Source organism: Larkinella terrae, assembly GCF_009668025.1.
GTDB lineage: Bacteria > Bacteroidota > Bacteroidia > Cytophagales > Spirosomataceae > Larkinella > Larkinella terrae.
The window spans coordinates 578949-591958 of record NZ_WJXZ01000014.1 but is presented as its reverse complement, the minus strand read 5'-3'; the positions used below and the strand labels follow the sequence as shown (position 1 = coordinate 591958).

At 49.0% G+C, this 13010-nt stretch carries 14 protein-coding genes; 7 read left to right on the top strand and 7 right to left on the bottom strand.

Going from position 1 to position 13010, the window contains the following annotated elements:
* Positions 1 to 83: 83 nt before the first annotated feature.
* The 6 genes from GJJ30_RS24290 to galE all read right to left on the bottom strand — a co-directional run bounded on the left by GJJ30_RS24290 (position 84) and on the right by galE (position 5241).
* On the bottom strand, positions 84 to 485 hold the full coding sequence (locus GJJ30_RS24290) for a hypothetical protein (RefSeq protein ID WP_154177782.1): 402 nt from the start codon (positions 483 to 485) through the stop codon (positions 84 to 86).
* Positions 486 to 676: 191 nt separating this feature from the next.
* Positions 677 to 1348 (bottom strand): hypothetical protein, encoded by a 672-nt coding sequence (locus GJJ30_RS24285; protein ID WP_154177781.1) that lies wholly within the window; start codon positions 1346 to 1348, stop codon positions 677 to 679.
* A gap of 26 nt (positions 1349 to 1374) precedes the next feature.
* Positions 1375 to 1782, bottom strand: coding sequence for a hypothetical protein (locus GJJ30_RS24280; RefSeq protein WP_154177780.1), 408 nt, complete (start codon positions 1780 to 1782; stop codon positions 1375 to 1377).
* A gap of 385 nt (positions 1783 to 2167) precedes the next feature.
* The gene (gene rfbA / locus GJJ30_RS24275) at positions 2168 to 3028 is read right to left on the bottom strand and encodes a glucose-1-phosphate thymidylyltransferase RfbA (protein WP_154177779.1); all 861 of its coding nucleotides are present in this window, start codon (positions 3026 to 3028) and stop codon (positions 2168 to 2170) included.
* Positions 3029 to 3143: 115 nt separating this feature from the next.
* Positions 3144 to 4202, bottom strand: a complete 1059-nt coding sequence (gene rfbB, locus GJJ30_RS24270) for a dTDP-glucose 4,6-dehydratase (RefSeq protein ID WP_154177778.1) — start codon at positions 4200 to 4202, stop codon at positions 3144 to 3146.
* 4 nt (positions 4203 to 4206) lie between these two features.
* A complete protein-coding gene (galE, locus tag GJJ30_RS24265) occupies positions 4207 to 5241 on the bottom strand; it encodes a UDP-glucose 4-epimerase GalE (protein ID WP_154177777.1) in 1035 nt (344 codons plus the stop codon).
* A 277-nt stretch (positions 5242 to 5518) separates the two neighbouring features.
* Between galE and GJJ30_RS24260 the strand changes: the two genes are divergently transcribed.
* Both GJJ30_RS24260 and GJJ30_RS24255 read left to right on the top strand, forming a co-directional pair.
* A complete protein-coding gene (locus tag GJJ30_RS24260) occupies positions 5519 to 6391 on the top strand; it encodes a transglutaminase-like domain-containing protein (protein WP_310588418.1) in 873 nt (290 codons plus the stop codon).
* Positions 6392 to 6393: 2 nt separating this feature from the next.
* Positions 6394 to 6594 (top strand): DUF4177 domain-containing protein, encoded by a 201-nt coding sequence (locus tag GJJ30_RS24255; RefSeq protein ID WP_154177775.1) that lies wholly within the window; start codon positions 6394 to 6396, stop codon positions 6592 to 6594.
* A 31-nt stretch (positions 6595 to 6625) separates the two neighbouring features.
* Here the strand turns inward: GJJ30_RS24255 and GJJ30_RS24250 are convergent, their stop codons facing one another.
* Positions 6626 to 7255: a 4'-phosphopantetheinyl transferase family protein gene (locus GJJ30_RS24250; protein WP_154177774.1), complete on the bottom strand. Its 630-nt coding sequence runs from the start codon at positions 7253 to 7255 to the stop codon at positions 6626 to 6628.
* 166 nt (positions 7256 to 7421) lie between these two features.
* Between GJJ30_RS24250 and GJJ30_RS24245 the strand changes: the two genes are divergently transcribed.
* The 5 genes from GJJ30_RS24245 to GJJ30_RS24225 all read left to right on the top strand — a co-directional run bounded on the left by GJJ30_RS24245 (position 7422) and on the right by GJJ30_RS24225 (position 12969).
* Positions 7422 to 8324 (top strand): WD40 repeat domain-containing protein, encoded by a 903-nt coding sequence (locus tag GJJ30_RS24245; protein ID WP_154177773.1) that lies wholly within the window; start codon positions 7422 to 7424, stop codon positions 8322 to 8324.
* Between the two features lie 124 nt (positions 8325 to 8448).
* Positions 8449 to 9345 (top strand): DivIVA domain-containing protein, encoded by an 897-nt coding sequence (locus GJJ30_RS24240; RefSeq protein ID WP_154177772.1) that lies wholly within the window; start codon positions 8449 to 8451, stop codon positions 9343 to 9345.
* Between the two features lie 99 nt (positions 9346 to 9444).
* Entirely contained in the window at positions 9445 to 9795 is a 351-nt protein-coding gene (folB, locus tag GJJ30_RS24235) for a dihydroneopterin aldolase (protein ID WP_124879496.1), read from the top strand.
* Between the two features lie 292 nt (positions 9796 to 10087).
* The gene (locus GJJ30_RS24230; protein WP_154177771.1) at positions 10088 to 10687 is read left to right on the top strand and encodes a peroxiredoxin family protein; all 600 of its coding nucleotides are present in this window, start codon (positions 10088 to 10090) and stop codon (positions 10685 to 10687) included.
* The gene (locus tag GJJ30_RS24225; RefSeq protein WP_154177770.1) at positions 10684 to 12969 is read left to right on the top strand and encodes a response regulator; all 2286 of its coding nucleotides are present in this window, start codon (positions 10684 to 10686) and stop codon (positions 12967 to 12969) included. The genes GJJ30_RS24230 and GJJ30_RS24225 overlap by 4 nt, the downstream gene beginning before the upstream one ends.
* Positions 12970 to 13010: the final 41 nt, after the last annotated feature.

The following is a 13010-nucleotide window of genomic DNA, read 5'->3' as shown; positions in this document are numbered from 1 at the left end:
AACAGGTCTGGTAAAAATGAATCGGGATACTTCAGTATTAATTTAATATAAGGATGAACACTCATAATTAACTCAGGATCCTATCACCCTCCTTTACCTACTTTATTACACTCCGGCGGACACAATGGGCCGTCGGCTAACTGACCATCCCGACCCGCTGGCATGTCTTTCATACCGGCTTCAACGGGCTCTGTTAATGTTAGAATTTCGTCGCCGTTTTTGTCAACGCCCACCAGCACAACCCGGGGAACCAGGTGTTCGGTACCGTTCACCTTTTCCCGACGCTTGGCGTGGTAAACCCGAATACCAACGCATCCCGGCTGATCAAGTATTTTTTGCAAATTGTTGCTACCAAAAAATTCGGAGCGAACGGTATCCTGTTCCGGAATCAGTTGCTTTTTTTTGCGATCTTCATAGGCTCCTTTGAATTGATTGGCTTCTTCATTCGAAATGAAGCGTCCTGCGCCACTATTGATATTACTCATGAAAAAAAGAGGTTATACTGTAAAAAAACACGTTTAAACTCGGTGCACAAAGTTGCACAAGCTTGTTGTGGAAAGCAATGAAGCCGGGGTACCTTTGAGTAAACGGAAAAACCGTAACAGCTCTCAACCTCAATCCAGGATCAATACAAACCTGTGGTTCATGCCGCTTTACAGATTTTTAATTCATTGAATCAAGTGTAATTATATTTATCCTCTTTACTGACCCAAAAACCGATCGATGACAAAACGCAAAATATAATATACATTATCTGACGAACTTGCCAATAAAAGTAAAAAACGCTGTACTCAACATTTTCAGAAAATACGGTTTTTGCAAATAAAAAAATAAAGAATGTACCCGCAGCTTGTACGATTAAACCACTACTTACCCAAAATAATGAATGTTTTAAGATGTTTATTATTTTAAGTTCAGCAATTAAAGTATTAAAATATAAGATACTAATACCCATACTGCAAAGATCGGCCAATGTTAATATACCGGAAGAAAATTCAGTTGAAGACCAGAGAAAAGTTCCAAAGAAGACAGATAGCCCTGCAAGTATGGCAATCCATTTTTTACTTTTTATAGTATCTACAGCTTTATAATAAATTAATCCTACAGTAATTATTTCAACAAAACCTGATAAATTGTACAAGTAATGATTGTTAATGCGATAAACGGCTGAAACATTTGAAATGAAGTCCCTAATGAATACTATTATATAGTAGATCAATAAGAACTTCATTGATATATTTAAATGTCTTATAAAAATGACACCAACAATAATTGGAATTAAAGTAACAAATTCAATTGCCAGTATTACTGAGTAATTGGAATAATGATTGATTAGCTTTTCTAACATTTGAGAAGCTATTTTCTAAACTAATGTTAACAAAATTGGGGGCAAGGAGCTCCATCCGCCAACGCATCACCATCGCCAATCATATCTTTTAACCCTTCTTTGTCTTCGAAAATATCGGAACCGTCGGCGCGGACACCTACTAATACCAGTCGGGGTTTGAGTTCGCCTTTATCCTGCGTAGTGGGGTCACCATCAGCGTCTTCGTAGCGTTTGCCGTAGTAAATCCGAATGCCGACACAGTCTTTGCGCCCCATCAGCTTACTGATCCGATTGATACCAAAAAATTCGGCCTTGGTCACTTCGTCCGGTTTTAGTCCCAGTTTCCCTTCTTCGAAAGCGCGGTGTTGGCGGGTACGGCTTTTGGCGTCGGCAGCGGTAATAAAAGAGCCAACATCACCGTGAAATTTGTCGGAGGATTTACGCGGTTCGTGCATGGTAGAGCAGTTTGATTTGCTTTACCAAGTTAAATTGAATTCCATTGGCATGACCGTAGCTGCCTGAAAAACAGGTAGAAATACGTACCCAATCAGGGAATATCCCGTATTTTTTTGGTATTCAGCCCCCATTTGGTAAAAAAATTTATGGCTTCTTACCCAATTCAGTATTTCTTCTCTGCCATTCTTATTAACTTCCCTGCACATTTGCAGAGAGTTGGTCAGTCCGGTCATCCGATTGGGCAGGCCGATTTTCTCATCTCATAGGTTAGGTTTGGAAAAGGCCAGGACATTGTCCAGGCTTTTTTTTTGGAAAAAGCACAAGAAAGGGAGTAAAAGAGCGATTCCGAATCCTCCTTTACTCCCTCTACTTAGCTGATAGCTTTTATTTCAGCAAATTCAGCAGATATTGTCCGTAACCACTTTTTACGAGCGGTTGAGCGATTTCCTTCAACTGTTCCGCGTCGATATAGCCCATGCGGTAGGCGATTTCTTCGATTGAGCCAATTTTCATTCCCTGGCGCTCCTCGATCACCTGCACAAACTGACCGGCCTGCATCAGCGACACGAACGTACCCGTATCCAGCCAGGCGGTTCCGCGATCCAGAATACCCACTTTCAGTTTGCCACGCTCCAGGTATACTTTGTTGACATCGGTGATTTCGTATTCGCCCCGCGGACTGGGTTTCAGCTCTTTGGCAATTTTAACCACCTCATTATCATAGAAATACAAACCGGGCACGGCGTAGTTCGACTTGGGCTGCAGCGGTTTTTCCTCAATCGACAGGGCGTTGAAATCCCCGTCGAATTCCACGACACCGTAGCGCTCCGGATCGTTCACCTTGTAGGCAAACACCACCCCACCATCGGGATCGTTGTTGGCCTGCAGAAGTTTCGACAGGCCCGAACCGTAGAAAATATTATCGCCCAGAATCAGGGCCACTTTGTCATCTCCGATAAACTCTTCGCCAATGACAAAAGCCTGCGCCAGCCCGTTGGGCAGGGGTTGTTCGGCATAACTGAACGAGCAGCCGACCTGCGATCCATCGCCCAGCAATTTTCTGAAATGCGGCAAGTCGTGCGGTGTTGAAATAATCAGCACCTCCCGGATTCCCGCCAGGAGCAGAATCGACAGCGGATAATAAATCATCGGCTTATCGTAAACCGGCATGAGTTGCTTGCTGACGGCCAGGGTCAGGGGGTGCAAACGGGTACCGGAGCCTCCGGCCAGAATAATGCCTTTCATCTTTTTGATTAAGCGAATGGACGATTGAGTGATTGAGTGAAAAGCTTCTCAGAAAGCTATAGATGGCAGAAAATGGCAGAGCCACTCATTCACTCAATCGCTCAATCCCAATTGTTTAGCGGTTTGCGTACATGGAATCGTAATACTTCTGATAGGTGCCCGACGTGACGTTTTCGAGCCACTCCTGGTTGGCCAGAAACCAGTCTACGGTTTTTTCCAGGCCCTCTTCAAATTGCAGAGAAGGCTCCCAGCCCAGCTCGTTCATCAGTTTGTGGGCGTCGATGGCGTAGCGAAGGTCGTGGCCGGCACGGTCGGTTACGTACGTAATCAATTGAGCCGAAGTCCCTTCGGGGCGGCCCAGCTTCCGATCCATAATTCCGCACAGTAAATGCACGAGGTCAATGTTTTTCCATTCGTTGAAACCGCCAATGTTATAGGTTTCACCGGTTTTGCCGCTGTGATAAATCGTGTCGATGGCCCGCGCGTGATCGATAACGTATAGCCAGTCCCGTATGTTCTCGCCTTTGCCATAAACCGGCAACGGTTTGTTGGTCTGGATGTTATGAATCATCAGCGGAATCAGCTTTTCCGGAAAATGGTTGGGGCCGTAGTTGTTCGAGCAGTTTGACAACACGATTGGCAGTTTGTAGGTATTGCCGTACGCCCGCACAAAATGATCGGAAGCCGCCTTGGAAGCCGAATAGGGCGATTGCGGATCATACGGCGTGGTTTCCAGGAAGAAGTCTTCCGGGTTGTGGAGGGAACCGTAGACTTCGTCGGTCGAAACATGATAAAACCGTTTGCCGGTAAAGTCGGTTTTCCAGTTATTTTTGGCTGCGTTCAACAGGTTAACCGTGCCAACGACATTGGTCAGGACAAATGCCATCGGGTCCGAGATCGACCGGTCCACGTGCGATTCGGCCGCCAGGTGGATGACGCCATCGAAATTCTGTTCCCGGAAAAGTTCTTCCAGAAACGCGGCATCCGTAATGTCTCCTTTGACGAAAGTATAATTGGGCAAATCTTCAATATCCGTGAGATTGGCGAGATTGCCGGCGTACGTCAATTTATCCAGATTAACAATTTGATAGTCAGGATATTTCGTCACAAATAACCGAACGACATGTGAACCAATGAATCCGGCTCCGCCGGTAATCAGAATCTTTTTCGACATAGCTTTACCCGGCAACGATTGATTTTTTCAGTTGTAAATTTTGCTCCCAGCGCCACGCATCCTGCAAGCCTTCGGCCAGTGATTTCTCGGCCCGCCAGCCCATCACATCGTTGACTTTATCGACCTGCGCGTAGATTTTCTCGACATCACCCGGACGGCGTGGCCCAATGGTGTAATTCAGTTTCAGGTCGTTCACTTCTTCAAACGTCCGGATGACTTCCAGCACGGTATTTCCCTGGCCGGTGCCGACGTTGAAGATGTCGTAATAACCGGCTTCTTCGCGCGAGTCGAGCAACCGCAGGGCCTGAACGTGGGCTTTGGCCAGATCGACTACGTGAATGAAATCCCGGACGCAGGTGCCGTCGGCGGTGTTGTAATCGCTGCCGAAAACCGTTAATTTCTCGCGGATTCCGGCGGCTGTCTGGGTTATAAACGGCACCAGATTGCCCGGAACACCCAGTGGCAACTCACCAATCAGGCCGGACGGGTGCGCCCCGATGGGATTGAAATACCGCAGTGCAATGGCTTTGATCGGTGTTCCGGCATGAACGGTATCGCGGATGATATCTTCGCAAATGGCTTTCGTATTGCCGTAAGGCGACTGGGCCGGAAGCCGGGGCGTTTCCTCTGTCACCGGCAGGTGTTCGGGTTGGCCGTACACGGTACACGACGACGAAAAAACCAGGTTTGGAACGCCGTATTTCTGCATGGTTTCCAGCAACAAAACAGTCGAGTTGAGGTTGTTGCGGTAATACATCAACGGTTTGGCCACCGATTCACCGACGGCTTTGTGGGCCGCGAAATGAATAACTCCCTGAAAATTCTCTTTTTCGAAGATGGCATTTAAAGCCTCCGAGTCATTGCAATCGGCGTCGTAAAAGGGAACGTCCTGCCCCAGAATCTGGCGCAGACCGGCGAGTGCAGAAGGATTTGAATTGGCAAAATTATCGATGATAACGGGCTCGTATCCAGCGTTTAACAGTTCAACAACGGTGTGTGAACCGATAAATCCGGCTCCGCCGGTGACTAAAATTTTCATTGGAGTGATGGCATTTAAAGATTTTTTTCAAACGTTGAGTTAGTAGCAGGTCAAGCAAAAAACTTGCCGGTATGTCTGACAAATTTGTATTTTTTTACGGTTTGGCAAAAAAATCATTTTTTATAAAATCGTGTTAAGAAATCAGATGCGGCCTATTTCTTGCGTGGCAAAAGTATAAAATTCAGTAGGTTTCTAAAAATAAGTTTTTATCTTCGAGTCAGAACCTAGCCGTATTGAACCAACGAAACGTCAGACCGCAACACATTGAAGTGGCATGATAAACGATAACGAAATTAAAGCACTGATTTCTCTGCTTGACGACGAAGATCAGGAAATCACCGAGCATGTTGAACAGAAAATCCGCGAGTTGGGCGGCCAGTTGATTCCCTACCTGGAAAGTGAATGGGAAGACAGTTTTAGTCCCATTCATCAGAAGAAAATCGAGGAATTGATTCACGATTTGCAATACCAGTCTGTGCTGGAGCGCATCACTCTCTGGAAAGAAACCGGTGGAATTGACCTGCTGGAAGGATTGTGGATCGTGGCAACTTACCAGTATCCGGATCTGTCGCTCGATAAAATCCGGCAGGAAATCAAGCAGCTTTACCTGGATGTGTGGCTGGAAGGCAAGTCGGAAATGCACCCGATCGATCAGATCAAGACCTTGAATACCGTATTTTTTAACAAGCTGAAATTTGCCGCCAACACCAAACATTTTCATTCGCCGTCCAATTCGATGATCAATGTGGTGCTGGAAAGTCGGCGTGGCAATCCCATATCGCTCTGCGTGATCTACATGATGGTGGCCCAGCAACTGGATTTGCCCGTGTACGGCGTTAATCTGCCCAGCCTGTTTGTGCTGACGTATAAAAAGGATCACACGCAGTTTTACATCAACGTCTTTAACCGTGGACTGGTTTTTTCAAAATCGGACATCGATCATTACATTGGTCAGCTGAACCTGAAACCGGTCGATACCTATTACCAGCCCTGCACGAATCTGGACATCATCCGGCGGGTGCTGCGCAACCTGATGCTGGCGTTCGAGAAAATCGGCGATACCGGGCGGGTGAAGGAAGTGGAGCAGTTGCTGAATGCGGTTTACGACGAAGATGCGACTCCGCCCCTGTCGGATTACACGAACAAGTAACGATGAGGAGATTTGAATACCGTGCTCTGGAAGTTCCAACGGGCGGTTTTTGGGGCGGCAAGGTCGAAAGCCAGGAGATCGTATTAAAATTGAACGAGTTAGGCGAAGAAGGCTGGGAAATCAGCACATCTTTTTCCACCAATTTGTACGAGGGAAAAACCCATTCTGTCATCCTTATCTTGAAGCGCGAACTCGCTGAATAAATACGTACCCACGGAGCAGTCGGTGGGTACGTTAATACGCAATGGCCAGCATTCCCGGCCCGGTTTCAAAATAGTGAATCGTCAACTCGCGGACATCATCGGGCAAGCGAACGTGGCCCGTCAGCAAACCCTCGCCATCGGCAAACGGCTCGACGTGCAGGTGTTCGCGGAACGTGAGCTGGCGTTTTCCGTAGAGCTTGTACAGCGCTTCTTTGGCGCACCAGTAAACCGCCAGCCGGTGCAGATCGCCGTTGGCGTGGCTGATCTCTTCGTCCGACAAAACGCGCGGGACCACCCGTACAAACTGCTCCCGAAACGGCTCAATGTCAATTCCGACCGCTTTCGAATGATGAACCACGGCAGCCGCCCAGCCGGACGTGTGCGAAAGGGAAACATGCGCTTTCAAGCCAATCAGATGCGGTTTTCCGTATTCATCTTTATACAAACCGGCGTACGGCCAGTAGGATTGTACCAACGACCGGAGTGCCGCCCGGCAGGCCAGCCACTCGACGCGCTGGGCCGGGTGCGTAATCTCGACCAACTCCATCTGTTCGGGAACCGTCAGCGTCACCTGCGCGCGCAATTCTTCCTCGCTTTCCTCGATTTTCCACAACACCGCCGTACAATCGGCACCAAGACGGTGGGTTTGATAAACGGACATATCCCGGTTTTCTAATTAGTTTTGCTGCGAAATTATAAAATAGCCGAAAGCGCAACTTATATAATATCGAATAATGAATAATGAACCCCGAATAACGAAGTACAGGACGCCTTCACTATTCGATATTCATTGTTCGATATTCGCTATTTTTTAGCCTTTTTTTGGTATGCAGGTTCACAAAATTGACACGTTTGCCGGTCACCGCGACTGCGTTTACACGCTGGATGCGGGCGCTTCGCCGACCGAGATTTTTTCGGCTGGCGCCGACGGTATGGTGGTTCGCTGGCAACTGGACAAACCGGATTTGGGTTCGCTGCTCGCCCGCATTCCGGCATCCGTCTACGCGCTGGCGTTCGACCCGGAACGGAAACAGCTTTGGGTGGGGCAAAATTACGACGGTATTCACATCATTGATCCGGTTCAAAAGCAGGAAATTCGTTCGGCCCAGATTACGTCGGCGGCCATTTTTGACATTAAAATCTTCGACGATCTGGCCTGGGTAGCCTTGTCCGACGGGGTGCTGGCGGTGATGGATGTGGCCGAATTTGTGGTCAAAAAACACCTGAAAGTAAGCGATAAAAGCGCCCGCAGCATCGCGATCAACCCGCTCAGCCGGGAAGTGGCCGTTGGCTACAGCGACAACGGTATCCGTATTTTCGATGCGGATCTGTTGATGTTGAAGCGCGTCATTCCGGCCCATACCAATTCCGTATTTACGGTTCAGTATTCCCCCGATGGGCGGTTTTTGCTCTCGGCCGGGCGCGATGCGCACCTGAAAATCTGGGATGTTGTCGATCAATACAGCCTGCAACAGGATATTGCCGCTCATTTATTCGCCATCAATCACCTCTGCTACAGCCCGGATGGCGCGTTATTTGCTACGTGCAGTATGGACAAATCCATCAAAGTGTGGGATGCGGCCACATTCCGGCTCCTGAAGGTTATTGACCGGGCCCGGCACGCCGGACACGGCACTTCCGTGAATAAATTGCTCTGGAGTTCGTACCATCAGCAACTGATTTCGGCCAGCGACGATCGGCTCCTTTCGGTTTGGGAAATTACCCGCTAGGTAAATGATTTGGCTACTTTTTTGGATTTTTGACAAATTTCAGAGTAAAAAATTGATATTTTCGGTCGGATAACTTTACTTTTAGCAGACAAGTGATCATTTGTCACCATTAACCCTTTCAGTTATGAAAATTACGCCCATCGAGATACGGCAGCATACATTTGAAAAGAAAGGATTCGGCGGTTACCGCCCTGACGAAGTGGATGCCTTTCTGGCCTCTCTCTCGCAGGAATGGGAACGCGTGACGAGTGAAGGCAAGATGCTGAAAATGCAGCTTGAACTGGCCGAGAAAGAACTGAACAAGTTCAAGGATATCGAGATGACGTTGTTCAAGACGTTAAAAACCGCCGACGACACCAGCTCCCAGATTACGGATCAGGCCAACAAAGCCGCCGAAAAATACCTGAACGAATCGAAACAAAAGGCCGATGAAATCCTGGCCGATGCCCGTAAGCGCTCAACGCTGATGGTGCAGGACGCGGAAAATCAGGCCCGGTTTATCAAAGAAAATATTCTGAACGACCTGAAGTCGATGGAACACGACTTCAAGGCGATGGAAAAATACAAGGAAGGGCTCATCAAGCAAATCCGGACGCTGGCCAACAACGCCATCGACAGCGTGGATCGGTTTGAGAAAAAATTCAACCAGCAATCGCTTCAGGCCAAAATTGACGAGGTAACGGCCCAGCACCAGGAAGAAGAACCCGCAGCGGCCAAAGGCACCAGCCCGGCCGATGACGATTCGGCCCTGGTTGACCCGGAAACCCTGCATGTGGAAACCACGGACGACGCCGTCGAAAATACCGCCGAAGTAACCGAAACGCCTGCCGCCGAAACCGTTGAAGACCCGGTAGCAGCTCAGGGCGAAGAACCCGCCGAAGCCGGATTCCCGATGACGGAACCGGTGGCTGAAAAAGAACCGGAAGAGGAGGACGAAACAACTGAACCCCAGGCCGTTCATGAAGAATCGGATGCGGGCGAAAAGAAAAAAGGAGCCGGATCGTTCTTCGATCAGATTTAATAACACCAGGCGGGCACCGAGTCCGCTTTTTTTATTCTACTTTTGGGCGAAAATCTAACCGGTTGGACGGCGGGCCGCAACCCGCCGGACTCCTCATGTATGGGAACAATTTCGCTTGAAGGTCTCGAATTTTTCGCTTACCACGGCTTCTACGACGAAGAACAGAAAATTGGCAACAAATACTCGGTCGATATCACGGTGGTTGCCGACTTGTCCGAAGCCGCCCGCGTCGATAAGCTGAGCACAACGGTCAACTACGGCGAGTTATACCGCATCGCCCACGAAGCCATGCAGCGCCCCGCCCGCCTGCTCGAACACATTTCCCACAACATCATCACCGAAATCCGCAAACGCTACCCCAACGTCGAAACCGTCGAAGTCAGCGTTTCCAAATTCAACCCACCCATCGGGGGCGTCTGCCACCGCGCGAAGATCACGTTGCGAGGCTGAATGAATTAGTAGTAGCCGAAGGAAACCGGAAGAACCACTGCGGTCGTTCGGAATCGCTGGGCGCTCGCTTCTCTTTTTGGCTTTCTTCGGGTCCGCAAGTTCGCCTTCTAAACCAAATTGTTACTTATAAAGAACTATTATCGTAAAAACAGTAACTTATTTCTCGAAAATGGCACTGTTATTGCGCATTTTTGATCTTATCGATGATGGTGGTCGGCCGAAATAGCGATTGTATTATTTCCTGATTCCTCTCCATTTGTCAATCGGATTCATAAAAAGAGCGCATTAGTCCATGGTAAAAAGAGGTTTGGTATTACTGTGGCTGCTGGTGTTGCTTTCCGCCGTGGGGGGATTATTTTGGTACAACGACTGGGTCTACCAGTTGCCCACACCGGTTCCCGAAAATTATAAACCGGTAAAGACCGGAACAGTGGTTACGGTAAATGAACTGGCCGCATTACCGCTTAAGCGACCGGTTTTGCTTCATTTTTTCAACCCGGACTGCCCCTGTTCCCGGTTCAATAAGGCTCACTTTCGATCCCTGGTTCGGCAATACGGCCAACAGGTCAATTTCGCCGTCGTAGTGATGAGTGCGAAACCTTATTCGGCTCAGGAGATACAGGAAAAACTAGAGCTCGACATCCCGGTTCTATTCGATCCGTCCATCGCCAGGTCGTGCGGGGTTTATTCCACTCCCCAGGCGGTGTTGCTCGATGCGCAACACCGGCTCTATTACCGCGGAAACTACAACCGGACCCGCTACTGCACGGATGAAAAAACCAGCTACGCCAAAATGGCTCTCGCTGGATTGTTGCAGAACGAATCCGGTCGGGTTTTCGACCAATTTGCCCTAACGTCTTACGGCTGCACGCTGCCCTACTGTAAAAAATGACTTCACCTCTGGTCCAACCCCTGGTGGCGTATCCGCCCACCCTGTCCGTTAACCCCACTCACGACTTTCTTTCGGGCGTTCAGGAGCGATCCGATCGCTTGATGAATTATTTTCTAAGCGGTTATTTTCTGATCGGTCTCGTCCTGGCCTTGTTCTACGACACCTGGTCAATTGCCGTCGGCGTTGGCGGGCTTTCGTTGGTAGCTTATTATTCCGCCAAACTCCTGTTGCCCTCCTCCGACCTGTACCAGTACGTTCTCAGTGCGGTATTCGGGGTGTTCATGGCTCAGTACATTTACCAGATGCACGGGCTCTTTGAAATGCATTTTTTCGCCTTCATTGGCAGCGCCGTGCTGATCACGTATCAGAAATGGCGATTGCAGATTCCCATGATGATCGTCGTTCTGGTCCACCATGCGGTTTTTGGTTACCTGCAAAACAGCGGTGTCAACGGAATTTATTTCACCCGGCTGGATTATTTTGACCTACAGACGTTCGCCATTCATATTCTGCTGGCCGCCGTGATCTTTTTTATTGGCGGTTTATGGTCGTACCAACTCCGGAAATACAACGAAATTCAGCTTCGGCAGGCAATGGAAATGGTGGAGTTGCAAAAAGAAGCCCAACTTTCGCTGGAGCGGAAACGGAACGAGGAAATCCAGCGAAAAATCAACGAACAACTCAGCGCGTCGAATCGGGAACTGGAGAAAGCCCGTAACGAGGCCGAAAAAGCAAATCAGGCCAAGAGCATTTTTTTAGCTACAATGAGTCACGAAATCCGTACCCCGATGAACGGTGTGATCGGCATGGTGGCACTTCTGCAGGAAACGTCGCTGACGGAAGAGCAGCGAATGTTTACCGAAACCATTGCCAGTTGCGGAGATACGCTGCTCAATGTGATCAACGACATCCTGGATTTTTCCAAAATCGAATCGGGCAATCTGGAGCTGGAAAACGAAGATTTTAACCTTCGGCAATGCATCGAAGACACGCTGGACATTTTCGGAACCAAGGCCACGCAGCTCGGATTGGACCTTATTTACGAACTCGACGAAAACGTCCCGACCCAAATCGTGGGCGATGCGCTGCGGCTGCGGCAGATCTTGACCAACCTGGTCGGCAACGCCCTGAAGTTTACCAAACAGGGTGAAGTCTGTGTCTTTGTAAAACCGGATCAGGTTGCTCCGGACGGCACGCTGACGATCCGGTTTGACGTGCAGGATAGCGGTATCGGTATTCCGGAAGATAAACTGGGGCGCCTGTTCAAATCATTTTCGCAGGTGGATACTTCCACCACCCGACAATACGGCGGCACCGGTTTAGGTCTGGCAATTTCGCTGAAGCTGGTCCAGTTGATGAACGGAGAAATCAGCGTTATGAGCAAACCGGGCGTAGGCTCAACGTTTTCCTTTACAATCCGGACGCGCGTCGGAACAAAAACGCTAACGCCCTACACCCGCTACAGTCTGATTAATCTGGAAGGAAAACAGGTGCTGGTGGTAGACGATAATGCGACCAACCTGACCATTCTGAAGCGTCAATTTGAAATCTGGAAACTCCGGCCGGTATTGGCCACGGGCGGGGATGAAGCACTGGAAATTCTGGCGACAAACCCGGAAATCGATCTGGTCATTACGGATATGCAAATGCCGGGTATGGATGGCCTGATGCTGGCCCGGCAGATCCGCGAACGTTCGCCCAAGCTTCCGCTTATTCTGCTCAGTTCCATTGGCGAGGAATTAAAAGAAGAACAGCGGCAGCTTTTCGTTTCGGTTCTGAACAAACCCATCAAGCAGCACGTCCTGATTAAACACATTCAGAATGCGCTTCAGCAGCAAATCCCGAAATCCCCGGAACCGGTTTTGCAGAAAAAGTTATCAGCTGATTATTGCGAAAAATACCCCTTCGTCATCCTGGTGGCCGAGGACAATGCCATGAACCAGCGGGTTATTTTGTATATCCTCCAGAAACTGGGCTATCAGCCCGATGTGGTTGGAAACGGGCAGGAAGCACTGGAAGCGATCCGCAACAAACCGTACAGCATCATCCTGATGGACATGCAAATGCCCGTGATGGATGGACTGGAAGCGACCCGGCTGATTCGGCAAATGCCGATCAAACAACCGGTTATTGTGGCCCTAACCGCCAATACCATCGAAGGAACGGAACAGGAATGCCTGGAAGCCGGAATGGATGATTTCCTCAATAAACCGATCAAACTGGAGGAACTCATGCTGAAATTTGAAAAATGGTACCAGCAACCGACCGAAGTTGCGCTGTAAATAATCCACCGTTTCTGCCACTCCAGTCAGGCAACATCATG